Origin of the sequence: Polynucleobacter sp. AP-Sanab-80-C2 (assembly GCF_035012965.1) — a bacterium.
Lineage (GTDB): Bacteria > Pseudomonadota > Gammaproteobacteria > Burkholderiales > Burkholderiaceae > Polynucleobacter.
Window position 1 is genome coordinate 124,837 of sequence record NZ_JAYGQS010000003.1, and the last position, 25,397, is coordinate 150,233.

At 45.0% G+C, this 25,397-nt stretch carries 19 protein-coding genes; 4 read left to right on the forward strand and 15 right to left on the reverse strand.

Annotated elements, in window-relative coordinates:
* Nucleotides 1-8 precede the first annotated feature (8 nt).
* The 7 genes from bchZ to VC178_RS06090 all read right to left on the reverse strand — a co-directional run bounded on the left by bchZ (nt 9) and on the right by VC178_RS06090 (nt 11,078).
* On the reverse strand, nt 9-1,466 hold the full coding sequence (gene bchZ, locus VC178_RS06060; protein WP_323481904.1) for a chlorophyllide a reductase subunit Z: 1,458 nt from the start codon (nt 1,464-1,466) through the stop codon (nt 9-11).
* Nucleotides 1,466-3,004 (reverse strand): chlorophyllide a reductase subunit Y, encoded by a 1,539-nt coding sequence (gene bchY / locus VC178_RS06065; protein ID WP_215295331.1) that lies wholly within the window; start codon nt 3,002-3,004, stop codon nt 1,466-1,468. The genes bchZ and bchY overlap by 1 nt, the downstream gene beginning before the upstream one ends.
* A gap of 24 nt (nt 3,005-3,028) precedes the next feature.
* Nucleotides 3,029-4,036, reverse strand: coding sequence for a chlorophyllide a reductase iron protein subunit X (locus VC178_RS06070; protein ID WP_215295333.1), 1,008 nt, complete (start codon nt 4,034-4,036; stop codon nt 3,029-3,031).
* Nucleotides 4,033-4,998, reverse strand: a complete 966-nt coding sequence (gene bchC / locus VC178_RS06075; RefSeq protein ID WP_251369963.1) for a chlorophyll synthesis pathway protein BchC — start codon at nt 4,996-4,998, stop codon at nt 4,033-4,035. Before bchC ends, VC178_RS06070 begins: the two co-directional genes overlap by 4 nt.
* Before the next feature lie 143 nt (nt 4,999-5,141).
* Nucleotides 5,142-6,260: a methyltransferase gene (locus VC178_RS06080; protein ID WP_215295335.1), complete on the reverse strand. Its 1,119-nt coding sequence runs from the start codon at nt 6,258-6,260 to the stop codon at nt 5,142-5,144.
* Nucleotides 6,261-6,299: 39 nt separating this feature from the next.
* Nucleotides 6,300-7,202, reverse strand: a complete 903-nt coding sequence (locus VC178_RS06085) for a polyprenyl synthetase family protein (RefSeq protein WP_215318464.1) — start codon at nt 7,200-7,202, stop codon at nt 6,300-6,302.
* A 57-nt stretch (nt 7,203-7,259) separates the two neighbouring features.
* On the reverse strand, nt 7,260-11,078 hold the full coding sequence (locus VC178_RS06090; RefSeq protein WP_323481905.1) for a magnesium chelatase subunit H: 3,819 nt from the start codon (nt 11,076-11,078) through the stop codon (nt 7,260-7,262).
* A gap of 264 nt (nt 11,079-11,342) precedes the next feature.
* On the opposite strand from VC178_RS06090, the gene bchI reads away from it, so the two are divergent.
* Nucleotides 11,343-12,389: a magnesium chelatase ATPase subunit I gene (gene bchI / locus VC178_RS06095; protein WP_323481906.1), complete on the forward strand. Its 1,047-nt coding sequence runs from the start codon at nt 11,343-11,345 to the stop codon at nt 12,387-12,389.
* A gap of 27 nt (nt 12,390-12,416) precedes the next feature.
* A complete protein-coding gene (locus VC178_RS06100) occupies nt 12,417-14,336 on the forward strand; it encodes a VWA domain-containing protein (RefSeq protein WP_323481907.1) in 1,920 nt (639 codons plus the stop codon).
* Here VC178_RS06100 and bchO read toward each other — a convergent pair.
* A complete protein-coding gene (gene bchO, locus VC178_RS06105) occupies nt 14,333-15,199 on the reverse strand; it encodes an alpha/beta fold hydrolase BchO (protein ID WP_323481908.1) in 867 nt (288 codons plus the stop codon). The two genes, VC178_RS06100 and bchO, sit on opposite strands and share 4 nt — an antisense overlap.
* A 3-nt stretch (nt 15,200-15,202) precedes the next feature.
* Nucleotides 15,203-16,129, reverse strand: a complete 927-nt coding sequence (locus VC178_RS06110; protein WP_323481909.1) for an alpha/beta hydrolase — start codon at nt 16,127-16,129, stop codon at nt 15,203-15,205.
* Between the two features lie 62 nt (nt 16,130-16,191).
* On the opposite strand from VC178_RS06110, the gene VC178_RS06115 reads away from it, so the two are divergent.
* Entirely contained in the window at nt 16,192-17,175 is a 984-nt protein-coding gene (locus VC178_RS06115) for a protochlorophyllide reductase (RefSeq protein WP_323481910.1), read from the forward strand.
* A 9-nt stretch (nt 17,176-17,184) separates the two neighbouring features.
* Here VC178_RS06115 and bchL read toward each other — a convergent pair whose 3' ends face one another.
* From bchL to VC178_RS06140, 5 genes are all read right to left on the reverse strand, one after another.
* A complete protein-coding gene (gene bchL / locus VC178_RS06120) occupies nt 17,185-18,090 on the reverse strand; it encodes a ferredoxin:protochlorophyllide reductase (ATP-dependent) iron-sulfur ATP-binding protein (RefSeq protein ID WP_215295351.1) in 906 nt (301 codons plus the stop codon).
* Between the two features lie 39 nt (nt 18,091-18,129).
* Complete coding sequence (gene bchB / locus VC178_RS06125) at nt 18,130-19,695, reverse strand: ferredoxin:protochlorophyllide reductase (ATP-dependent) subunit B (protein ID WP_323481911.1); 1,566 nt, start codon at nt 19,693-19,695, stop codon at nt 18,130-18,132.
* Nucleotides 19,692-20,975 (reverse strand): ferredoxin:protochlorophyllide reductase (ATP-dependent) subunit N, encoded by a 1,284-nt coding sequence (locus VC178_RS06130; RefSeq protein ID WP_255535726.1) that lies wholly within the window; start codon nt 20,973-20,975, stop codon nt 19,692-19,694. The genes bchB and VC178_RS06130 overlap by 4 nt, the downstream gene beginning before the upstream one ends.
* A 260-nt stretch (nt 20,976-21,235) precedes the next feature.
* Nucleotides 21,236-21,439, reverse strand: a complete 204-nt coding sequence (locus tag VC178_RS06135; protein WP_215295355.1) for a hypothetical protein — start codon at nt 21,437-21,439, stop codon at nt 21,236-21,238.
* Nucleotides 21,440-21,560: 121 nt separating this feature from the next.
* The gene (locus tag VC178_RS06140) at nt 21,561-22,538 is read right to left on the reverse strand and encodes an NAD-dependent epimerase/dehydratase family protein (RefSeq protein ID WP_323481912.1); all 978 of its coding nucleotides are present in this window, start codon (nt 22,536-22,538) and stop codon (nt 21,561-21,563) included.
* Between the two features lie 339 nt (nt 22,539-22,877).
* Between VC178_RS06140 and VC178_RS06145 the strand changes: the two genes are divergently transcribed.
* Complete coding sequence (locus VC178_RS06145; RefSeq protein WP_323481913.1) at nt 22,878-24,650, forward strand: ABC transporter transmembrane domain-containing protein; 1,773 nt, start codon at nt 22,878-22,880, stop codon at nt 24,648-24,650.
* 35 nt (nt 24,651-24,685) lie between these two features.
* On the opposite strand, the gene VC178_RS06150 is transcribed toward VC178_RS06145, so the two are convergent.
* Complete coding sequence (locus VC178_RS06150) at nt 24,686-25,219, reverse strand: Rrf2 family transcriptional regulator (protein WP_323481914.1); 534 nt, start codon at nt 25,217-25,219, stop codon at nt 24,686-24,688.
* Nucleotides 25,220-25,397 lie beyond the last annotated feature (178 nt).

Sequence of the window (25,397 nt, forward strand, 5' to 3'; positions counted from 1 at the left end):
TGAAGTCATCATGCTTCGACCTCTTCAATAATTTCTTTACAGGATGACTTCACTCTGGCAGCGGTGATTCTTTCTTCACCAGCTTTTTCTGCTTCTTGCTCTACACGATCGCGCATCTCTTTAGCGGCAGAAATCTGAACCAACACTGGCCTGGTTTTAATATAGTCAGCCACCAATTTCTGAGCATCCTGGTCCCAGGGCAGAGCATTCGAACGATAAGTACGCGTTAGCGAAGCATCGACCTTATCCATATCGGTACCCAAGGGCAGGATATAAAAGAGCGCATCGAATAGTCCGTTACAAAATTCTTGAATGATGTAGGTTGCGCCGGCATAGCCCATAAATGGAGTGCCGGTATGGCGACGAAAAATGGCGCCAGGAAATGACGAGGGAATATAAGAGGCTTTGCTACCGTTTTCAGCCAAATACATTCTTTCGTTGTAGCTACCAAACATGACTAGCGGTGGCTTTTCTTTGGTCAACTTACGTACGTCTTGATTATTGGTTTTCTCACCAGGCTTTCTTGGAACAGCAAAGCTGCAAGGTAGGCCCATCTCATCGGATAAGAAATGACGAATGCCTCTGGTGTAAGTTTCATTAGCGACTACTGCATAACTTGCAGTACTGAAAAAGTCTTGGGTTACCGAACGCCACAAGTCCCAGATCGGTTTAATGGTGGTATGTTTCTCGCGTTCAATAAATGGCTCTGGATCTACACCAAGCAATTCACCGAGTTTGCGCAAGAATTGAGTAGTGCTATGTAAACCCAGTGGTGCTTGCAAATAAGGACGCTCCAAAGCTTCGCAAAGCATGCGTCCAAACTCACGGTACATACAGATATTCACATCAGCATTGACTAAGTTCTCAACTTCAGCCAAATGGGATCCCAATGGGAAGACCATATTAATTTCAGCACCAATACCTTCGACCAAACGACGGATTTCTGCTAAATCACTCGGCATATTAAAGGTGCCATAACAAGGTCCAATAATATTGACACGTGGCTTTTCACCTTCTGCTCTGGGTTTACGCTCTGGAATCTTACGAACGCCATACTCGCTCCATAACCAATACATGGCGCGATTAGCACATTGCCATTGATCTTCATCGATGGTTCTTGGTAAGAAACGAGCAATATTCATGCCTTCAGGAGTAACGCCACCGCCAATCATTTCTGCAATGGAACCTGTCACTACGACTGCTGGTAAGTCTGGGTCTAAGGTAGCATGCGCACGCTTCATGGCGCCTTCAGTACCTTCACGCCCTAACTGCTCTTCCTCTAAGCCAGTAACGACAATCGGTAACTCGTGAGGAGGTAATGCATCGGTGTAATGCAAAACAGAAGTTACCGGTAAGTTTTCGCAACCCACAGGACCGTCAATAACTACTTGCAGACCTTTGATAGCAGTAAATACGTATACTGCTCCCCAATATCCACCGGCGCGATCATGATCGATGACAAACATTACATCATCTCCTCAGCTTTACGCTTCTTGATTTTCTTCTCTAGTTTGCGACGCACTTCAGCTTTGAACTCTGGATGATCTTGAGGAACATTCTCCCAAACACCAGACTTAAATCCAGATCCAACATCACCAAAGAATGCTTTCATCTCATCAAAACGCGCTTGATTACCAATTGCGGCATTGATTACTTGCGCTAATGAACCTGCACCGGCAGGACCCATCAACGGTCTTGCTGAAATCAAATTCGTAAAATACAGAGAGGGGATTGATGCTTGCTTAGCAGCTTGCACTACTGGGGTAGTACCAATCGCCAAGTCTGGTTTGAATTCTTTCATTGCTGCCAAATCTTGCTCCAATGAAGCGCGGAACTGAACGTGCACTCCTTTGGCCTCTAACCATTCACGATCTTCATCGCTCCATGGCGTGCGAGGACAGGCAGAGCCAACATAACGAACATCGGCACCACTCTCAATCAGTAGACGGGCTACGATGAGCTCCGAACCTTCATAGCCACTTAAGGTAATACGGCCCTTAATTGGTGCCGCAGCAAGCACGCCTTTAATGGCTGGAAGAATCTTGTTTTGTGCAGCAGCGATCAGATCCTGCGGAGTATTGGTTGATTTACCAATGGCCTCTAACCAACGCGCTGTACCTTCATAACCTACTGGAGCTGAGCCAACAATGGAACGTCCTGCTGCTTCAAACTCACGAATACAAGAGGTATAAAACGGATGTAGTGCAGCAACAGTTACACAATCGAGCGCTTGATACATTTCACGCCATTCACGAGTAGGCACTGAAGCACCAACTGCCAAGCCCATTGGCTCAATCATCATACCGATGCCAACAGGATCTGCTGGGAAAATTTCACCTAATAGAGTAATCGTTGGCTTGCTTGAGCGACCAGCACGAGGCGCTTGCACTGGACCCGACATGGCTTCATTGCGAGCGTAATTGAGCATTGCACCGGCTAGAACATCTTTTGCTTCAGCATGGGTTGGCACACCAAAGCCTGGTACATCAATCCCAATAATCCTGACACCATTAATTTCTTTTGGCAGCAACTGAAGTGGAACACCACTGGCTGTTGGTACGCATAAATTAATAATGACGATCGCGTCATATTTTTCTGGATCCGCTTCTTGGTAGACAGAGTCACGAATATCTTCAAACAACTTACCAGTCACGAGGGTCTCTGAATTAAACGGCACATAACCCACACTACGACGGGCGCCATAAAAATGAGAAGTGAAAGTTAAACCATAAACACAGCAGGCAGAACCAGAAAGAATCGTGGCAGTTCTACGCATCCGCAAACCTACGCGCAATGCTCCAAATGCAGGGCACATACTTTGTGGTTGGTCATGCGGGCCCTTAGGATAGTCTTTGGCATATTGCTGCAGAGTTTCAGACTTACCAGCCGCCTTAGCAGCAGCGAGCATCTCTGCTTCACCGGAGTGACAGCCCAGACCATCACCTAAAGTAGGATCGGTCTTGAGCTTTTCCTCGGGAGTAATCGGAATGATCGTTTTAGTCATAGCAGCAGATTGCTCTCTATCTCTTTAAGCTTGATCGTAAATAACTTCGAGTGTTTTCTTAACGACTTCGTCTTTACCCATCATGTCCTTAACGGTAGCAGGCTTCAAAACAATGTCGCGACCAGTCACTTCTGAAGAGAACAAGCCTAGTAACTCATCTTGACTTAATGGTTTAGGACGAACTGGTGGAGCTTCTGAAACATTGGTAGCCAGCTCTTCGAATAGTGGGGCCCACTGCGTGCCAGGCTGACCAATAATTTCATAGCTAGCACTCTTGCGACGAATATCTTCGTTCGCAGGAATAGCTGCTAGTACTGGAATACCAGCCTTTTCAGCAAACGCTTGAGCTTCACCGGTGAGGTCATCTTTATTGATCACCATACCTGCTACGCCCACGTTACCGCCTAATTTACGGAAGTACTCCACCGCTGAACAAACGTTGTTAGCAACATAGAGAGATTGCAAATCGTTACTAGCAACCACAATGACCTTTTGGCACATATCACGTGCGATTGGCAAACCGAAGCCGCCGCAAACCACGTCACCTAAGAAATCAAGGAGTACATAGTCAAAGCCCCAATCATGAAAGCCCAATTTTTCTAAGGTTTCAAAGCCATGAATAATGCCGCGACCACCGCAGCCACGACCTACTTCTGGACCACCGAGCTCCATCGCAAATACACCATCACGAATAAAGCAAACATCGCCAATCGATACTGACTCACCAGCTAATTTTTTCTTCGAGGAAGTTTCAATAATGGTTGGGCAAGCTTTGCCGCCAAATAGGAGAGAAGTAGTATCGCTTTTAGGGTCGCAACCAATCAACAACACTTTCTTGCCTTGCTGAGCCATCATGTAAGACAGGTTCGCAAGCGTAAAGCTCTTACCGATTCCGCCCTTGCCATAAATAGCAATGATTTGGGTTTCTTTGGTCACTGGACCTGTGGAAACTGGATCGGGCTCAATTGCAGCCTCTTTCTTAAGGTCCATGAATTGCACTGTTGCTGTTGCTGGGATGCTTGATGAACTCATTGTAGATTTCTCCAATCTAGAACCATTTTTAAACAATCGATATTGTTGAAAGCCGTGTGATAGGCCTCATTTGCATCATTAGGTGAAGAGCGATGCGTAATCAAGCCATCTAAACTTAACTTGCCCGACTCCACCAAATCTTTAATTGCAACTAAATCTCCAGGCGCCCACTGTGCTGCAATACGAATACGCGCTTCCCGCATAAATGCTTGCGGAAACGAAAAAGAAATCGTGTCATAAAATCCTGCCAAAACAATTTCACCGCCAGGAGTAAGGCAGCTGATCAATGTATCTACTAATTTGGCATCGCCACTCACATCCACAATCGTTTTGTACTTCTTAATCTGATCGTCTTTAGGATCTATGGCCTCATAACCTACAGCGCCTTCTCGGCGGCCCGCATTGGTCTCCCAAACTACTGGGCGCTTGCCTTTAGCAACTGCAATCCGCGCAATCAAGCGACCTAATACGCCATGTCCAACAATTAAATCTGGTTGCTCCTGACCAGGACCAGAGGTCACGTGATAACCAGTCGCAGCCAAAGCAAAGAGGATTGCCTCTTCGCCTAAATGATCTTGAATCGCAATCACGCGATTGCTATCAACAATCACGCGTGAAGCTGCACCACCAAACAGACCTCGAATTTCTCCATAGCATTTAGCTCCTGGAACAAATACTCTTTGTCCCACCTTCAGATTCGAGTCAGTACCTGCTTTGACTACCCTACCTACAGACTCATAACCGGGCACGAGCGGATAACCCATGCCAGGAAAGTTGGGCATTTTTCCGGTCCACAATAATTTTTCTGTACCAGTACTAATGCCGCTCCACTCCATATCTACCAAAACATCGATGGGGGTCATGGGCGTTAATTCAAGATCAGCAAGAATGACACTTTCTGGCTTTTCTAGAACAATTGCCCTGGTTTGATACTTATCGGTCATGTCTCTTGGGTCATTCAATTTTTGATTAAATGTGTAAAAAAATATTTACACTTTAGTTTTTAATCCTTAATTGCCCACTTGTCATCTAGGGGTTTTCTCTACTAAATTGAGTATTTAGAGAGACTTCTATGGATATGTTTTTGAGGTGCGTCTTACCTACCCTAAAGAGCAGGTTTACTGCACTGCAATATTTGTGCATTTAAGGGCATATAGGAATTTAATAATTGAATACCAGTAAAACCTGCATCGCCCAGTAAGCGTCTTATTTCAATTTCAGTTCTCGGTCTGCCCCTACCCATTGCCAACAAATAAAAACCAAAATAGGCGTGACCCATTGCCTCAAAACCTTTGGTCTCAGCCATTGGCTCTGCTAGCAATAAAGTGCCGCCAGGATTAAGGGCATCAAATACATTGGCTAGTAACTGCCTTACGCGAGCATCATCATGATCAAAAATAACCCGCACCAGGGTGGCAAGATCGCACCCTCTTGGTAAGGGATCTTGAAAAAAGTTACCGCCAATCGCTTGCGCGCGCCCAGAAAGTCCAATGTCTTTGAAATGAGCATTGGAGAGCTCTGCTACTCCAGGGATGTCAAATAATTTGAACTGCAAATGAGGGTAACGCGCGGCCAACCTTTTAATAAAGGCGCCCTGCCCACCACCAATATCAAGAACCGTTTGATGCTTACCCATAGAATAGGCATCGATAATTTCATCTGTTACCAGTGATTGCGTATGCGCCATCAATTTGGAGTAAGCGGCAACCTTTTCAGCAGACAAGTTTTCTGGTGCAGCACCTTTTTCAGAAGTGATATAGGGCCAGTATTCGTTGAGCGAAGCAGAACTGGTATCGCCCTGCAAGAGCGCGATTGGGTCAGCGAGATCACGATAAAAATCGGCATGGTGTTTAACCATATCCAAAATAGCAATATTTCCAACCAATGGGGCGCTCTTCATGCTGAGGGCATAACGATCTTCGCTACGTTTTACGAGCAACTCAATAGCAACAGCAGCATCCAATAAGCGTCTCAGGCCAGCAGGTTTTAATGGGATTTGTTTTTGCAGTTCATCGAAGCTGAGAGCGCCCTTCGCCAAAATATCAAACAGGTTGATTTGAGTGCAGGCTAATAGGACTTGGGTATAAACAAACCCCGCCATTAAATCAAAAATATCGGATGCTTGTTTTTTGACTAACCAGCGAGTAAGGGGGAAGCGTGTAGCCCAGCGCTGAAAGCTGGGTGAAGCAATGAGTCGATTTCGCCAATCGAAGAAAATTTCCATGAATGGCAATTCAGAAATTAAATAAGGGTGGTAATGGGATTAAGAATGACTGGTTTGACGAAATAAAATTTTTCTTTTTGCATCTTTAAACCAATCTGAAGGCACAAGACGCTCAGATTCTTGAGTAACAAGAGCACGCAACATCTTCTCACCTTTGCAATGCGGTATAGAGGCAATAGCCTTCCTTACTAATTCATCAAAGCGTTGCACGGCACCACTAAGACCCAAATCCCTAGCAGAGCTCGGACGATCATGAGCTATATCCTGGCCAGCAGGCTTTCCTAATTCTGCTTGATCAGCTACGACATCACGTATGTCATCTGCTACTTGATAAGCCTCACCGAGCCATTCACCAAGTGGCCTCCAGGTGGCAGCATCAGCACCGGCTGCTTGTGCACCAGCAGCAGTTGCTGCCTCGAACAAAGAGCCTGTTTTAGCACGTTGATAGTCGCTCAAATCGACTTTTGGCTCACACTCCCACGCTTGACCCGCAACAATTCCATGGGGTGAACCGACACTCATCGCAATCGTATTCATGAGTGGACCCAAGCGGAAGATAGAGCGTGTACCAGAACTAGCTAAGCACTGAAATGCCAACACAATGAGTGCATCTCCGGCGAGCACTGCAATACGCTCGCCATAGGCAGCGTGCACAGAGGGTCTGCCACGCCGTAACTCTGCATCGTCAAAGCAAGGTAAATCATCATGCACTAAAGATGCACAATGCAATAACTCAATGGCACTAGCAGCCGCATTTGATAAAGCAGGATCATCATCACCACAAGCTGCAGCAACAGCTAAACATAATTGCGGACGAATTCTGGCTCCACCTGGAAACACCGAGTAATGCATTGCCTCTTGCAAGAGTTGTGGCCCCTGTTTGGATTGAGCCAAATGCATTGCATCCTCAAGACTTTGATTAATTCGTTCTAATATGCTCATATTAAATTTTGTATTGAAGTATTGTGTTTAAGAAATAGTTCTGACCACTGAAAATCATTAAGCCGCTAAAGAGTTATTGTCGTAAATGCCCTCTAAGCGATCCTCTAGCTCGTCATTAGCCTCTTGCATCGCTTTGAGCATTTCTGGCTCAGGCTGCCAGTAATTTCTTTGCGACGCTTCAGTCAAACGATTCGCTAAACGAGCAGCAGCAGTAGGATTTAGTTTTGCTAAACGCTCACGCATTTCAGGGTTCAGCATAAAAGTCTCTGTTAACTGCTTATAGACCCAAGGCTGCACTTGACCCGTAGTCGCAGACCAGCCCATGGTGTTGGTGATATGCACCTCAATTTGTCGCACACCCTCATAACCACTTTCCAACATGCCTTCGTACCATTTTGGATTGAGCATCCGAGTGCGAGTTTCTAAAGAAACCTGCTCAGAGAGTGTTCTGACTGCGCCCTCACCTTTTGTCTGATCACCAATAAAGACTGGGACGTCGGCACCACCCTTGGCACGCTTCACTGCTCTCGTAATTCCGCCCAAGGTGTCAAAGTAGTTATCAATTGTTGTTACACCTAACTCCATCGAGTCAAGATTTTGATAAGTCATTTGCACATCGGATAAAACGCTCTTTAACAAAGCGTTATTTTGAATCGGTACACCAGCGCGTCCGAAAGCAAAACCTTTTCTACGGGTGTAGGTTTCAGCTAATTCATCCTCCTCTTCCCACACGCTGTTTTCAACCATATTGCTAACGTTAGAACCATAAGCGCCATCGGCGTTTCCATAAACACGCAATGAAGCTGTTTCTAAATCACAACCATGTTCTTTTTGGTAAGCCAAAGCATGCTTACGAATAAAGTTTTGTTCCAGCGGCTCATCTTCCGCAGAAGCTGCCATAAATGCTGCCTCAGCTAGCAACTTAATTTGCAAAGGTAGTAAATCGCGGAATATGCCAGACAAAGTAATGACTACGTCAACCCTTGGGCGACCCAGCTCACTTAAGGGAATTAATTGTGCGCCTGCTAGACGACCATAACTATCGAAGCGTGGTTTTGCGCCCATCAATGCAAGCGCTTGACCAATTTGACCGCCTTCAGATTTCAAGTTATCACTGCCCCACAAAACCATCGCAATCGATTCTGGAAGTGAGTTGCCATCTTCTTGGTATTTATCCAAAATGCGCTGAGCCTGTTTAGCCCCATCTTTCACGGCAAACACGCTGGGAATACGGAATGGATCAAAGCCATGTAGGTTGCGGCCCGTTGGCAATACTTCAGGATTGCGCATCACATCGCCACCAGCTGCTGGGCGAATAAAGCGTCCATCTAACGCATCTAACATACCAGTCACTTCAGTCTCTGCAGACATCAACTTATTGGACTGCACCATCTTGCCAAACAAATCTTCTAATATCTCGCGAGTACCAAGCTCTAATAGCTCAGGATAAGCATCAATCACTTTGTCAAACTTCTCGCCATTCATCAGGGCTTCTACCACCGTATCTTCAACTGGATGATCCAGAGCTACATCAGCCATCGCTTTTAATAATCCAAAGCGCTCAGCTAAAGGTGGCACAGCACCAACCACATGCAAGCCATGAGGAATTAAGGTGTACTCGAGCTCGAGTAATTCGTTAAAGAGATTGCTGACGATATTTTGTAAACCATTTAAATCTGTTTTATCCCAGACAGGCTCGGCTTTGCATAGATCAATCTCTGCTGCTTGGGCCTGAATCAGATCTCCCAAATCTATCCGCTCCTGATTTGCATCAACATCTAAAGATCTAAAGCGCTCAATCGATGCTTTGAGATCAGCCAAGCCGGCATATAAACCGGCTTGCGTTACTGGCGGAGTAAGGTAACTAATCAGGGTTGCACCAGAGCGGCGTTTAGCAATCGCGCCCTCAGAAGGATTGTTCGATGCATACAAATAAATATTAGGCAGATCATTGATTAAACGGTCTGGCCAACATGCGCCACTCATGCCAGTTTGCTTACCAGGCATGAACTCTAATGCGCCATGCGTACCAAAGTGAATGACTGCTGTAGCAGCAAAGTCTTCCCGCAAGTAACGATAGTAAGCAGAGAATGCATGGGTTGGCGCAAAGCCACGTTCAAATAGCAAGCGCATCGGATCACCTTCATAACCAAACGAAGGTTGTACTGAAATCAGCACATTGCCAAACTGCTTACCAAGGACAAAGATGGAGCTTCCGTTAGAGAGTTGCTTACCTGGAGCTGGACCCCATTGCGCTTCAATTTCTTTTAACCAAGGTTCACGCCGAACATGATCATCTACAGGAATTAAGGTATGTACGTTTGCATCTGCGCCATACTGCTCGGCATTGCCTTTTAAGATTGAATCACGCAACTCATCTACGGACTTGGGAACGTCAACGGTGTAGCCACGCTCCTTCATGCCAACTAATAAATTTTGGACCGATTGGAAGACGCTCAAGTAAGCAGCGCTACCAATATTGCCGGCATTTGGTGGGAAATTGAATAATACAATGCCAACCTTACGTTGCGCACGCTCCGAACGACGCAAGTCAACTAACTTTCCAACCCGTGCAGCCAACATTCCAACACGCTCGGTGCAGGTAAACATATCCTGTGGATTATGGTCATCTGTAAATGAACACTGCTTATGGCAACCTGTACAGGTGGTTCCAGATGCGCCGGGTCGCCCACCATACACCATCGGAATGGTTGAGCCATCTAGTTCAGGGATCGCCACCATGATGGTACTCTCTACTGGGAGCAAACCACGCTCAGAACCTCCCCACTGCTCAAGATTTTGAAACTCAACAGGGTGAGCCGCAATATAAGGAATATCTAATTTAGCCAACACCTCTTCAGCCGCATGAGCATCGTTATAGGCCGGACCACCCACCAAAGAGAAGCCTGTTAGAGAAATCATGGCATCAATCGTTGGCTTGCCATCTTTTGTAAAGTAATCATCAATAGCTGGGCGAGCATCTAGACCGGCCGCAAAAGCAGGTACTACTTGCAAACCTTGCGCTTCTAATGCAGCAATGACCGGATCATAGTGGCCGCTATTACCAGAGACCAAGTAAGAACGCAGAACCAAAAGTCCGACTCTTCCGCGCGCTTTTGCATCTGGCACTACCTTAGGCAAATCACTTAAATTACTACTCAAGCGATTTTTCATGCGTGGATGATAGACCCCAGAATCTGGATATTCGACTGGATCAAGGGCCTTCGCATTTTTACGCAAGACCTCACGTGAACCAGCTGCATAGCGATTAATCAGGTTAACCATCATGTTGTACATGTTCTCTTGAGAACCACCCAGCCAATACTGCAATGACAAGAAATAAGCCCTGAGGTCTTGAGCAGTTCCAGGCACAAAGCGCAGCATTTGCGGAATCACACGCAACATCTTCATTTGCTTTGCGCCAGCAGTCGAACTCTTGCTATTGCCATCTTTGTCTTTTGCGCTCGGACGGAGCTTTTTCAGCATGGCCATCAAGCCACTGGCTGGTTGACTCATATCGAGCTTACCAATTTTCGTTAACTTAGTAACGTCTCCTGCAGACATGGCGCAAACCATGGCATCACAATGGTCTCGCCTTGCTTTAAGATCCTCCAAAATTGGTAAATAGTGATCCTCTAGGAACAACATGGTGGCAATCACGATGTCGCCACTAGCAATGTCGTCCTTACAGTGTTGTAAATGCTCTGGATTACCGGCAAATTCACTGGCTGAATGGATGCTCAGCGTTGCCCCCGGAATAGTCTTCTTGAGATCCTCATAGGCACGGTTTGCAGCGCTATTTAAATGAGTATCCATCGTCACAAGCACTAACTTAATAGGCTCATGCATATTGGAAGATTTTGTTTTGGTAAGCATTCAATAAGTGTTATTAAAAAGATTAAATTTAAAAAAATTTACTTTTTAGTTTTTACTTTCTATCTCCGATTGATTCTTGAAGAATCCTACAATACTGTCAACCAAATTAGACACCTATTTCGCCTCAAAACTATCCTTTAAGGGTATCTCCTAATAAAAACTCAATACCGGTATATTTAAAGAATTGAGCACTCATTGATTTATTTGCTGCTATGCAATAAATCAATTTATTAGGCTCGTATTAAACAATTTCAAGGAATCTGAATGGCACGTAATTACCCTTTCTCTGCAATTGTTGGGCAAGAGGATATGAAGCTGGCAATCTTGATTGCGGCACTCGATTCCAGTGTTGGGGGAGTGTTAGTAATGGGCGACCGTGGCACAGGAAAATCCACGGCAGTTCGTGCACTTGCAGCATTACTTCCGGAGATGAGCTCAGTTCAAGATTGTGTATATGCCTGTGATCCGAATGCTGCACCAGGAACCTGTCCTGTATGCGATGAATTAAGAGCCAAGCTCAAGGTTGGTGGAAAACTCAAGGCCATTAAGAAAGCAGTGCCAGTAGTGGACTTGCCATTGGGCGCTACGGAAGATCGGGTTATTGGCGCATTAGATATCGAAAAAGCACTGAGTTCTGGAGAAAAAGCATATGAACCCGGCCTTCTTGCTAAAGCACATCGAGGCTTCCTGTACATAGACGAAGTGAATCTTTTAGAGGACCACTTAGTCGACTTATTAATCGACGTTGCTGCTTCTGGAGCCAACGTGGTCGAAAGAGAGGGTCTCAGTATTCGTCACCCTGCAAAATTTGTTCTAGTCGGCAGTGGTAACCCAGAGGAAGGTGAATTACGTCCACAACTACTCGATCGCTTTGGTCTTGCTGTTGAAGTGAAGACTCCTCAAGAATCAAAGTCTCGAGTAGAAATTATCAAACGACGCGATGAGTTTGAGCGCAATCAAGCGAAGTTCATGGAGACTTGGGAAAAAGAAGATGGCATCATTCGACAGCAAATTCAAGCTGGGAAAAAGAAATTGCCTTCAGTCAAAGTGGATGATGCGATGCTCGAAAAAGTAACCCAGCTTTGCAGTCACCTGGGAACTGATGGTCTACGTGGGGAGTTAACCCTGCTGCGCGCAACTCGAGCTTATGCCGCACTCTGCGGAAAAAATCAGGTAACGATCGAGCACCTGAAAAAGATTGCAGTACCTGCCTTACAGCATCGACTCAGGCGCAATCCTTTGGATGACTCTAGTTCTGCCGTTCGAGTCAGAAGAGCTTTAGAAGAATTGTTTCCCGAAAAAAGTAAGTAAAAACACTCAATCAGCAAATACTGTCTTTTGGAAAATCTAGCACAAACGCAAGAGATTAGTAAGAGCGCCAAACTCGAAACTTGGTTGCGGGCGCTCCAGGTTGCCCAACTCTTAGCTATTCATCCGCATGGTTTGGGTGGCGTAATTTTGCGTGCACGCTCAGGACCAGTCAGAGATCGTTGGCTAAGCTACCTCAATACCGTCGCTCAATTGGGAGGTATGCGCCTGCCTTTACGCAAAATGCCTCTTGGCATCTCAGATGAAAATCTGATTGGTGGTATCGATCTCGATCAAACACTACGCACAGGCAAAGCCGTTCTCAGGCAGGGACTCCTCGCGCAATGCGATCAACAGTTATTACTCATGCCAATGGCAGAGAGAGTTGAAGTAGGCGCTGTAGCGAAAGTGGTGAGCGCTTTGGATAATGGATTTATTGCAATTGAGCGTGATGGTCAAAGCCGCAGAATTGAAAGTCGCTTTGGAGTTGTGGCTTTGGATGAGGGTATCGAAGATGATGAACAGCCCAATGAAAAAATTCGGCAGAGAACCGCATTTCTGTTGAACCTCGATATTCTCGGCTGGAGAGATCTACCAGAAACTGATGATGATTTTCTGCCTGATACCCAAACACTTCAATATGCACGTGAGAACTTCTCTGCAGTCACTGTGAGTGAAGATAGTCTTAATGCATTGGTTGGTGTTGCTGAACAGTTGGGGGTGATATCGATACGTGCCCTTAATCTGGCTATGAATACCGCGAAGTGTTTAGCAGCTTTTGATAGAGAAGATGAAGTGACTAGCATGCATTTGCAACAAGCGATTGCATTAGTTTTATCCCCACGCGCTACGCGACTGCCACAAAGCGCTCCGCCCGAAGAGGAAGAGATTCCACCTGAACCAGAGTCAGACGAACAACCTGAGAGTGAGCAAGATCCCTTAGATCAAGAGCCGCCGCCTCCTCCAGAAACACCTCCACCTGATCCGAGTGAAGATCAAAATAGGAATGAAGATGAGGGGGAGGAACAGGAAAATAATGCAGAAAATCCACAAGCGCTTGAAGATGAAATTTTAGAAGCCGCTCAAGCAGCAATCCCTGCAGACCTCTTGGCGCGCTTGGCAGATTTAGCTGACTTAAAAACACCTAAAGGTATGGGTGGCAAAACTGGCGCTATCAAAGTCGGCCGCATACGTGGTCGTCCACTCGGAAATATACCCGGCATGCCCGAGGGTGGCAAAACTCTGAGCATCATCGATACGCTGCGTGCTGCTGTTCCTTGGCAAGCTGTACGCAGAGCAGAAATGAAGGCAGCTGGCAAAACAATCCCTCTTGGGAAAATTTTGATTCGTAAAGAAGATTTTCGGATTAAGCGCTATCAAGAGCGTACTCAAACCTTAACGATGTTTATCGTAGATGCATCTGGCTCCTCCGCGATGCATCGCCTTGCAGAAGCTAAGGGTGCAGTGGAATTGCTATTAGCCGAATGCTACGTAAGACGAGATCAAGTAGCAGTGATGTCATTTAGAGGTAGTGTTGCCGAACTCGTCCTCGCCCCTACGCGTTCACTAGTCAAGGCTAAACGAGCCCTCAGTGGTCTGCCTGGCGGTGGCGGGACCCCCTTGTCACGTGCGATTGATGAATCTTTTGAAGTTGCTAGCGCATCGATGCGAAAAGGACTTACCCCCGCCTTAGTCTTCTTAACGGATGGCCGAGCCAATATTGCTAAAGATGGCTCTCCTGGAAGACCAAAGGCAATGGAAGATGCGCAGCAGTCAGCACGCGCTGCATCTCATTACTCTTTTAAGTCCTTATGGATTGATACTTCACCGCAAGCTCGAGACGAAGGTAAAGCCATGGCTGCAATGCTGGGGTCTATGTACTTGCCACTACCGAATGCAGGCGCTAATGAGGTTTCTCAAGCGATCATGCAAGGCCTGAAAAAGGCTTAATCGCCAAACTCAGTCTTCAAGCCTTCGAGAATCAGTTGTGCCACTTTGTTTGGCTCAAGTTCATGCATGATGTGACCACCCTCCCATTTCACAATCTCTGCAGCAGGAAAATAATCCAGAATAATCTTTTCTAAAGGCTTTACTGGAATCCACGCATCCTGATTACCTAAGACGCAAATTAATTTACCGCGATATAAATTTGCTTCAACCAAAACTTTGTGAATATCTGCCGCCGCCATAAAATTCATGGAGCCGCGTACATGTTCTGAACGCTCAAAGAGTTTACGGTAATAAACTCTGCGAGTCTCCGGCAAAATCGTATTCGTTGAGTCTAGTAGCTTATCAACCATTCCTAAACTAGGTGAAAGTGAAGCAAGCAAGCTAGAGAGCGATGAGGATCGGGTAATGGGACCTAAGAGTGGTCCAAAGAAACTAGTGTAGACAGCTGGCGGCGGTATAAAAGAGGGATTCAAAGCAATCACTAGCTTAGGTGGCTTTGATGAAACTACGGCAAAACGCAATGCTAAAGGTGCACCAGCAGAATGCCCGACTACGATCGAGGGCGCTTCAATCCCTAATTGCTCAATGAGTAGCTGTAAAGAGTTTGCTATTTCATCAAGTGTTAAGTCTTCTAATTTTGCGCCTAAGGTAAAGGCATGTCCTGGCAAATCTGGCACTAAGACTTGTGCATGGGCTTCTAACAGAGGAATCAGATCAGACCAAGAATGGGTTGAGCTACCTGTGCCATGTAATAACAAAACAACGGGGCCCTTACCAGTGAGCTGCACATGCCAATCTAAACCTCCAACAGAGACGGTACTACTATGTTGTCGATTGGGCCAATCTAAGGGTATTCGTTTCATTGCTTATAAGAACTCTTTGAGTGCCTGAAGTCCAATTGTAGGTTGCTCTTCTTGTGGCAAGTGGCCAATATTAGGCAAGGATACTCTCTTCACATTGGGCATTACCTTCAAGTAATCATTTGAATTTGCAATCGGGATAAAAGCATCCTGCTCACCCCAGATCAATAAAGTAGGTGCCTTGATATTGGTCAAAGAGGGCACTGGATCTTGTAAGACAGTTTGCTGCATACGGGCCAAAATGGCACCTCTTACCCCAGGGGCTAACATCAGGTCGTAGTAACGATTCACTAAAGCATCATTTAATGTTTTTGGATTGGCGTAAGCTGGCTCAAGGTTCATTGCTAAAAAAGTTTTAGAAAAGAAATAGCGATAGAGCTGAGCAATTGCAGGGACTTCAGTCTTTTTGCCGTACTCAATCCCTGGGCTAGCATACCCATCCGGTGAGATGAGCACCAACTTCGCAACCTGATCCGGATACCGCGCGGCAAATTGCCAAGCAAACTTGCCGCCCATCGAATTGCCTACCAACACCACCTTTGGAATTTGTAGCGCTTTCATGAAAGCCTCAAGCACCTCTACACTTCTCTCATCGGTATAGACGCCGCTTGGATCTTCTCCGGTGAGACCAAATCCTGGCAAGTCTACAGAAATCACACGGTAGTCCTGACTTAAAGCTTCTGACCAAGCATCCCAAGTCTGCAAACTTGCACCAAAGCCATGCAAAAATAGAATGGGTATCGGGTTTTTGGAAGGGCCAGTATCTTGATAATGAATGTTGACTCCCAATGCACTGACATATGCATTTTTAGGAGAGCCATACATTTTTTCTAACTCTGTTTTAGACTTATCGGGAGCCCATAAATAGAGGGCTGCAAAAAATATGAAGGTTGTTAATACCAGAGCAATGATCTTGAACGCTTTGAGGAGCATCGATTTCTAGCCTTAAAATAACAATGATGAATTTCTACTAAAACTAAGACTGTAATAGAAAAATGACTGCCAATACTACTCAACCCCTTGCCATTATTACCGGAGCCTCATCTGGAGTTGGCTTATATGCCGCCAAAGCTCTGCTGGCTCGTCATTGGCGACTGATACTGGCAGTCCGAGACCCTCAAAAAATGGAGTTAACCGCCAAGGCACATCAATTTGATTCTAGCCAATATGAAATCTGGGAACTAGACCTTGGAAATCTCGATAGCGTTAAAGCATTTGTCCAACGCTTTAATGAAAGCGGTCAAAAGCTTAACGCTTTGCTCTGTAATGCGGCGACTTATTTACCACTCTTAAAAGAACCTGCCCGCTCTCCTCAAGGATTTGAAATTAGCGTAGCAACGAATTATTTTGGGCACTACGTTCTGAGCAGAATGCTGCTGGACAAGTTAATCCAAACTGCCAAACAACATGAGCATGCACGTCTGATTACCTTAGGCACTGTGACCGCCAACTCAGAAGAATTCGGCGGCAAAGTACCTATTCCTGCCCCCGCAGATATTGGTGCTTTAGAAGGTCTCATGGCTGGCTTTAAAGCACCGATTGCCATGATCAATGGAAAACCCTTTAAACCTGGCAAGGCATACAAAGATAGCAAGCTATGCAATATGGTCATGAATCGAGAGCTACAAAAAAGATATCACGCTAGTACTGGCGTGATCTTTAATACCCTATATCCTGGATGTGTAGCTGAGACGGCACTCTTTAGAGACACTCCGCCACTCTTTCAAAAAATATTTCCCTGGTTTCAGAAAAACATTACTAAGGGTTATGTGAGCCAAGAGCTTGCTGGAGAACGTGTTGCTCAAGTGGTTGCAGATCCACGCTTTACCCAATCAGGTGTTCATTGGAGCTGGGGCAATCGCAACTCGGCTATCAGAGAGCCTTTCGCCCAAGAACTTTCTATGAAAGCCAAGAGCGAAAAATTAAGCAAAGATCTCTGGGAAATTACAGCCAAGCTCGTTGGCATGCCCAGTGATTAACTAAGCAGATTAATCAAAGCCAAGCAAATCAAATATATCTCTGTCCTTCATTGGTATTGAAGGCAGGGGATCTGCTCCGGCCCAAAGTGCTGCAGCCAAACGCATGTACTCTTGCTGGACTTTTTCAAGCTCAGGAGAGTACTCCATCTCAAATAAAGTTGACTTTTTAAGACGGCTACGACGAATCACATCCAAGTCGGGGAAGTGAGCCATCGTTTTTAATCCGACCTGTTCATTGAATTTATCGATTTGATCGGTATCCTTACTGCGATTCGCAATCACACCACCTAAGCGAACGTTATAGTTTTTCGCTTTTGCACCAATAGCTTGAATAATGCGATTCATCGCAAAAATAGAATCAAAGTCATTGGCAGTAACGATAAGCGCGCGATCAGCATGCTGCAGTGGCGCAGCAAAGCCACCACAAACTACGTCGCCCAAGACGTCAAAAATCACGACATCGGTATCGTCCAGTAAATGATGTTCCTTCAGGAGTTTCACAGTTTGCCCAACCACATAGCCCCCACAACCTGTTCCTGCTGGAGGTCCGCCTGCTTCTACACACATCACGCCGTTATAACCTTCATACACAAAATCTTCGATGCGCAACTCTTCGGAATGAAAATCCACTTTCTCCAGCACATCAATTACCGTAGGCATCAGCTTTTTGGTGAGGGTAAATGTTGAATCATGTTTAGGATCGCATCCAATTTGGATAACGCGTTTTCCTAATTTAGAGAAAGCAACCGATAAGTTAGATGAGGTAGTGCTCTTACCAATCCCACCCTTACCGTAAATCGCAAAGACCTTCGCTTTACCAATTTTCAAATTGGGATCTAGCTGAACTTGAAGGCTCCCTTCACCATCAGGTGGTGGACTGCGAAAATCTGAAACGGGTATGTTAATTGCTTTCATTTTGGATTGCTTTCACTGTTTTTGACTAGATGTCACTATTTAACTTTTAAAGTGTGCCTTAGCATCATACAAAGTTTCTAAGGTAATACTCAAGAGTCCTTGCTCAACTGCATAACGCTCTGTATTTCTTCTGGCCTTGCCTCTCACAAAAAATGGGATTTTATTGAGTTCTTTTTCAGCGTCATTTTCCCAGGAAGGTGCTCCATTCTTGACAGTAATCATCGAAGGGGCATTCTCTGAGGCCTCTTTTGCGGGAGTCGAATGTCCAAGATGGGATGGCATCGCGCCATCATGAAACTCAAAGTCTCCTTTGAACATGCCAATTAAATGTTCTTCGAGACCCATCATGAGAGGATGAACCCAAGAATCAAATAATACGCAGGCACCTTCAAAGCCCATTTGCGGAGAATAACGAGATGGAAAATCTTGGACATGCACTGGAGACGAAATGACTGCACAAGGTATTTTTAAGCGCTTGGCAATATGACGCTCCATCTGGGTTCCTAAGATCAACTCTGGCTGAAGTTCAGTAATCTTTTCTTCAACTTCTAAATAGTCGTCCGAAATGATTGCCTCAAGCCCGAATTCAGCAGCAGCCTCACGTACTTCACGAGCTAATTCACGGCTATAGGTGCCTAGTCCAACTACTTTGAAGCCCATTTCATGAGCGGCTACTTTTGCTGCAGCAATAGCATGCGTTGCATCACCAAAAATAAAGACTCTCTTGTTGGTGAGATAGGTTGAGTCTACCGATAACGCATACCAACGTGCTCTAGATGATTGACTTAATTTTTCAACATCACACTCAATACCTGCTAACTGGCAGACTTCAGTAATAAAAGCTTGAGTACCCTTAAATCCAATCGGAATCGTTTTAGTCGAAGGCTGACCAAAGCTTCTACTCATCCAAGTGACTGCAGTGTTTGCTGTCTCTGGGTATAAATTGACATTAAAGTCGGCTTCATGCAAACGCGCAATATCTGCAGGGTTGGCACCTAAAGGTGCAACCACATTGACTTCAATTCCTAAATCACGCAATAAACGAGAAATTTCTTCGACATCATCGCGATGCCGGAAACCGAGAGCCGTAGGCCCTAAAATATTACAACTCGGCTTTGCATTGGCTGCACGGGCTGGACGTTGTTGGCCTGGAGGCAGAATAAATGACTGCCCCAATAGGCGAACCATCTGATAAAAGGTTTCTGCTGCGCCCCAATTCTCTTTCTTTTGATATGCCGGCAATTCCAGCGGCAAGATCGGCACAGGCAAATCAAGCGCGGCGGCTAGGCCACCAGGATCATCTTGAATCAACTCTGCTGTACAGGAAGCGCCCACCATTAATAAATCAGGCGTAAAACGGGCATAAGCTGATCTAGCAGCATCTTTGAATAACTCTGCAGTATCGCTACCTAAATCACGCGCCTGGAAAGTGGTGTAAGTGACCGGCGGTCTCTTTTTCATCCGCTCAATCATGGTGAAAAGGAGATCGGCATAAGTATCGCCTTGCGGAGCGTGCAGAACATAATGCACCTTCTCCATTGCGGTAGCAATGCGCATCGCTCCGACATGGGGTGGTCCTTCATAAGTCCAAAGCGTTAATTTCATACGGTCTCCGCCATCATGAGCTTATGTTTTCTCGTTAAAGGGCGAGCAAATAATTCCGCAAGATCAGCTGCTTGGTTAAATCCTTGAATAGGTGTGAAGACAAGCTCAATCGACCACTTTGTAGTAAAGCCCTCGGCTTCCAAGGGATTCGCTAATCCCAAGCCACAGACAACCATATCTGGCTGTTGCGCGCGACAACGGTCTAATTGATTTTCTACATTTTGACCTTCAGATAATTGCGTCTGAGAATCCAACATAGTCAATTCTTCCGCCATATGCTGACGATGCAAATAGGGAACGCCGACTTCCATCAATTTCATGCCAAGCTCTCTATTTAAATAACGAGCCAAAGGTATCTCTAACTGTGAGTCAGGGAAGAAGAAAATGGATTTGCCTTGCAGGATCTCACGATGCGGCGCAAGTGACTTATTGGCACGATCACGTTGGGGTGCAATGACCTTCTCAAAGATATCTGGAGGCACACCTAACTCCTGGGCGGCGGCTGCAAACCATTTTTCCGTTCCCTCTACACCCAATGGGAAAGGTGCAGCAATTCTCTGAGCCCCTAAATTTTCTAAGAATCTAGCGGTATCGGTCAAAAATGGCTGAGCCAATAAATACTTTGTCTTTGGACCAACAACGATTTTTTGCGTCGACTCCCTAGGTGGGAAAAAAGCAAAAGACTTGAGACCCAGGTCTTTAAAGATGCGACTAAATTGATCCTCAACCACATCAGCCAAACAGCCGACCACCAATAAATCAACTTCATCAGATTGATTAGACTTGGGTAGATCTTGCACTAACGCAGCCAAACAAGCGTCTTCCCCTTGGGTAAAAGTTGTCTCAATACCGCTGCCAGAATAATTCAGAATGCGTACATTTGGCGCAAATGTTTTACCAAGACGTTGTGCTGCCCTCGACAAATCTAACTTTATGACTTCTGACGGGCAAGAGCCTACTAGAAATAATAGTTTGATATCAGGACGACGCTCTAGCAATTGCTTTACAACCTTGTCTAACTCATCATTAGCATCTGCAAGACCAGCTAAATCACGATCATCAATGATTGCTGTTGCAAAACGTGGTTCGGCGAAAATCATCACCCCAGCGGCAGACTGAATTAAGTGTGCGCAGGTTCGAGAACCAACCACTAGAAAAAATGCATCTTGAATTTTTCGATGCAACCAGATAATCCCAGTCAGGCCACAGAAAACTTCTCTTTGGCCACGCTCTTTTAAGGGCTGGAAATCCATCTTCACTTCATTGGCTACAGAATTCAATTCTTACCTCAGACTTTGATGAACGAATTGAATTGGGAATGGAGGACCATCGAACCAATTTCAGACGGGGCACAGAAAAAAGTAGTCATACAGTCATACGCAAATCAATAGATGCCTTAGTAAAAGGCTCTTGAGGGCTTTTAGATATAAGTGTTTATACCCATAAAAAGCCTATCCCTAAAAGGGGAATATTGCCAAGCCAAAGAAAAAGCCCCAAATATTAAGCAACTTGGGGCTTTTAATTGAGTGAAGTTTGAACCTTATCGTTGCGACTTTAGCAATGCTTTAAAGGTAAGCACGCTGAGAGATACCGCAATTCCTAGCGAAACTAAAAACATGGCAAATTTAGACTGGGTCTGGCCCGCAGGAAAGATCAAGTAGAAAGCAACGGTAATGCTGACGACCATTCCAAAAAATCCTGCAATTTTAGAAATCCGGTCTTTCATATCATGGAATTTAAACATGCTCTGTATCCTTTCAGGTTTTATATCTTGCGCGCATAAGAACATCAATGGATGATTGCTAATTGATGTCGAAAACTTTAAACCTCGTTTTTGGTAGAGTCAAGACACTAGGGTAAACCCTCTAAAAATTAGCAGCTTTCTCTATCTCCAGCATGCCATCTTCGTTGGAATAGATTGGTTCATAAGCTAACTGATCTTTGGCTTTCTGAATCGAGACAGAAAAAGGGTACGCCATTAAATGGACCATCTCCCTAATTAACGGGGGTTCGCCACGAAGCGGTAAGTATTTCCAACCATTTTCTGTAAACCGAGCCAACGGCCTAGCCAAGGAGCGAGGTATCGATAAAGATGGCACCTTGTAATGACCGGCTTTGAGTCTCTTGGTCATCCATTGCCTAAATGGAATTGTCTGCCCATCGCTGATAAAAAAACTCTCTTGAGTTGATGCTGACAGCAGCGCTTTATTTACTGCTTCGCAAAGATTTTGAATGTAGCAAGTTGAGAAGGGGTAGTCACCCTGATCAAACCAGCCAAACTGATTCAGATTAGCAGCCTTGCCCAAGCTTTGGTCAACCAAATCACCTTTACCCCAAATGGATGCAGGTCGAAGGCTTATCGTTCGGAACTCTTCATTTCCAGCATCAAGCACCAACTGTTCTGCTTGGGACTTGCTATGACTATAGGGAAAGTCATGCAGCGCTGGTAAAGATTGAGATTCAAAAAGATTCAGATTTTGCCTCAAGGGATCTTTAGCGATCGATGCATCACTCATGTAAATAAACTGCTTTACACCGGCCAGCTTGGCTGACTCTAAAACATTTTTTGTCATCAGCACGTTAGTCTCAAGCAAAGCTTGCTCTGAATTCCAAAGCCTCATCTCTGCGGCACAATGAATCAGGACATCAAAATCCTGAAGTCTCTTCATTAAGCTTTGGATATCGTTTAAGTCTCCCGACCAAATCTCAAGATTCTGCGAAGGTTTGCTATGAATAACATGCGGCGTACGAAAGTGGCAGAGGATTTCGTGCCTGGCAGCATTTAAGGACTCAAGCAAATGACTTCCAACAAAACCACTAGCTCCAGTTAAAAAGATCTTCATAGAACGAAAGAGTTAGTCACTTACTAAACCTTTGCCCAAGAAATAGAGCTGATTTTCCATAGCAATAGGCGGTGGCCAACAATATCTTTGGTGAGAATGCGATGATAGAAACCAGAAGCAAGGGAATGAAAGACCAATGTTGAGTTGATCCATAAGCACCCAATATGATGAGTGCTAAAAAAATAATCTTACGCACTCCACCGCGAGGTAGCCAGGGACTTCTTTTATATATGGGTTCTTTATGAGTCGCGGGGCTGTCGTCTGCCATCTTCCTAGTATCACTAAAAATACACATCCAATCTAAGTGAACTATCATAGATAATTATTAGGGATTCTTCAATGACCAAGCTAAGCAACAAGACAAATCCCCATGGGTTGCGTACCTTAGCAGCACTTCTTCCCTTTTTGAAGCCGTATAAAAAACAATTTATATTGGCAATCTTTAGCCTAGTTCTTGCCGCTAGCGCAACTTTAGCTGTTCCCTTCTCTTTTAGGCAAATCATTGATTTAGGTTTCAACACGGATAGTGGCAACCAAATCAATATCACTTTTTTAACCCTATTTATTGTTGCTGCCTTAGTAGCACTGGGAACCTCTCTCCGTTTTTATATGGTGTCCTGGTTGGGAGAAAAAATTACGACTGATATACGCTCAGCTGTCTACAGTCACGTCATCAAACAAAGCCCCGAGTTCTTTGAATCTACACATAGCGGCGAAATACTCTCGCGCCTCAATACAGATACCGTTCTGATTCAGACATTAATTGGTACTAGTGTCTCTATGGCGATCAGAAACATTCTTTTACTAGCAGGCGGTCTGGTGATGATGTTTATCACTAGTCCAAAATTATCTGTGCTGATTTTTGCAACCCTACTACTCACAATTATTCCAACGATGATCATGGGCAGGCGAGTCAGAAAGCTCTCCCGAAACTCGCAAGATAAGATTGCTGATGCCTCAGCTTTGGCAGGAGAGAAATTAAATGCCATCCCCACTATTCAGTCATTCACTAATGAAACAATAGAAATTCAACGATTTGATCAATCCATTCATACCGCTCTTGATGCGGCTATCCATCGATCACAAGCTAGGGCCTTACTGACATTTGTTGCTATTTTGTTTGGCTTCACCAGCATTATTTTGGTTCTTTGGCTTGGCGCCTATGCAGTGATGGACAAGCAAATTACTGCCGGAGAATTATCGCAATTCATTTTGTATGCTGTGATTGTTGCGGGAGCAATTGCTGGCATCTCAGAAGTAATCGGTGACACTCAAAGAGCCATTGGTGCAAGTGATCGCCTGCTGGAACTCTTAAACGTTCAATCTTCTATCCAAGCCTCAGCAATTGTGGAATCAGTACCTCAGGTCAATGCCGCGGGTATTGGAGTAGAAATACAAAATCTCTGCTTTCAGTATCCATCCAATCAAACTCAGGTTTTATCAGATGTCTCTCTAGAAATTAAACCTGGGGAAAGAATTGCCATTGTTGGCCCATCAGGCGCTGGTAAGACAACGCTCTTTCAACTCCTGCAACGCTTCTATGATCCCACTAGCGGAGAAATTCTTTTCAATAACATCAACATTCGCAATCTGCGACTTGAAGCACTTAGAAAAATGATCGGTGTTGTTCCGCAGGATATTGTCATTTTTTCAGACAACGCTATGGAAAATATTCGTTTTGGCAGAATGGATGCGACTGATGAGGAGGTGATATCAGCAGCGCGTCTTGCCATCGCTGATGAATTCATTTCTAAATTACCAGAAGGTTATCAAAGCTTCTTGGGAGATCGAGGTATCCGCTTATCTGGTGGACAAAAACAGCGGATTGCGATTGCTAGAGTATTGTTAAAGAATCCAGCCTTATTACTCTTAGATGAAGCTACTAGCGCCTTAGATGCTGAGTCTGAATTACTTGTTCAGCGCGCGCTTGAAGCTGCGATGGACCACCGGACAACGATTGTGATTGCTCATCGACTGTCTACCGTAAAGCAGGCAGATAAAATTCTTGTGTTGGAAAATGGACAGATCATAGAAACTGGAACCCATGCCGATTTGATTCTACGAAGTGGTCTTTATGCCCGCTTAGCGAAACTACAATTTACTGACCAATAATTGAGAATCCCTCAGACTCAATAAATCAGCATCAGTCATGCTTTAGATTTTAAATACTCACCAAATGAAAATACTGAGTTAGGGCCTAAGCGAGGCTTCAGCTTCTGAGGTTCTTTCTTGGATTTTGCTGCCACAGGAATTTTAGGGGCTGCATTAAGTCTTACTTGACCAAGACCTTGAGTAGATTGCTCAAGAACAATGGATGATCTTTGAAGAGCGTCAGATAATGTAATTTGCTTCATCTGCAGATCCATGTAGGCATCAAGGTTAGCCCAAAGAGACACACCTAAATCCTCATAAAGTGGCTCTTGTCCGTTCATCAGACTAAGCACATCATATAAAGAAATATCTTCAGGCTTTTTGGCTAAAGAATAGCCTCCCCCAGGACCGCGATGACTACGAATGAAACCCGCATCTCTCAGCTGACCAAAGATGACTTCTAGATAGGAGTGAGAAAGCTGATGCCTGCGACAAACTAGAGGCACAGAAATGGCGCGACCTTGGGCTGTGTGAGCGGCAATGTCTAATAAGATATTAAATGCGATTTTGCTCTTGCTGAAAATTCTCATAACTTTAATGTACAGCCAAAGATTCCGAAATGAAAGTACCCGCCCCTTTTTACATTAAAAAGGCGTTTTTTGAGGGGAATTATTGGCTTTGGGTCTAGGGAATAACCCATAGAACAGGCTTTATCTCAAGCGATCAAGAGTAAGCTCTTCATGGCAATAAAAGCTAAAAATATGGAGA

Bases quoted from the DNA above. Each gene is read 5' to 3' on its own strand.
- bchZ (WP_323481904.1), bottom strand. From the start codon at position 1,466: ATGTTTGTCATCGATCATGATCGCGCCGGTGGATATTGGGGAGCAGTA.
- bchY (WP_215295331.1), bottom strand. From the start codon at position 3,004: ATGACTAAAACGATCATTCCGATTACTCCCGAGGAAAAGCTCAAGACC.
- VC178_RS06070 (WP_215295333.1), bottom strand. From the start codon at position 4,036: ATGAGTTCATCAAGCATCCCAGCAACAGCAACAGTGCAATTCATGGAC.
- VC178_RS06080 (WP_215295335.1), bottom strand. From the start codon at position 6,260: ATGGAAATTTTCTTCGATTGGCGAAATCGACTCATTGCTTCACCCAGC.
- VC178_RS06085 (WP_215318464.1), bottom strand. From the start codon at position 7,202: ATGAGCATATTAGAACGAATTAATCAAAGTCTTGAGGATGCAATGCAT.
- VC178_RS06090 (WP_323481905.1), bottom strand. From the start codon at position 11,078: ATGCTTACCAAAACAAAATCTTCCAATATGCATGAGCCTATTAAGTTA.
- bchI (WP_323481906.1), top strand. From the start codon at position 11,343: ATGGCACGTAATTACCCTTTCTCTGCAATTGTTGGGCAAGAGGATATG.
- bchO (WP_323481908.1), bottom strand. From the start codon at position 15,199: ATGAAACGAATACCCTTAGATTGGCCCAATCGACAACATAGTAGTACC.
- VC178_RS06110 (WP_323481909.1), bottom strand. From the start codon at position 16,129: ATGCTCCTCAAAGCGTTCAAGATCATTGCTCTGGTATTAACAACCTTC.
- VC178_RS06115 (WP_323481910.1), top strand. From the start codon at position 16,192: ATGACTGCCAATACTACTCAACCCCTTGCCATTATTACCGGAGCCTCA.
- bchL (WP_215295351.1), bottom strand. From the start codon at position 18,090: ATGAAAGCAATTAACATACCCGTTTCAGATTTTCGCAGTCCACCACCT.
- bchB (WP_323481911.1), bottom strand. From the start codon at position 19,695: ATGAAATTAACGCTTTGGACTTATGAAGGACCACCCCATGTCGGAGCG.
- VC178_RS06135 (WP_215295355.1), bottom strand. From the start codon at position 21,439: ATGTTTAAATTCCATGATATGAAAGACCGGATTTCTAAAATTGCAGGA.
- VC178_RS06140 (WP_323481912.1), bottom strand. From the start codon at position 22,538: ATGAAGATCTTTTTAACTGGAGCTAGTGGTTTTGTTGGAAGTCATTTG.
- VC178_RS06145 (WP_323481913.1), top strand. From the start codon at position 22,878: ATGACCAAGCTAAGCAACAAGACAAATCCCCATGGGTTGCGTACCTTA.
- VC178_RS06150 (WP_323481914.1), bottom strand. From the start codon at position 25,219: ATGAGAATTTTCAGCAAGAGCAAAATCGCATTTAATATCTTATTAGAC.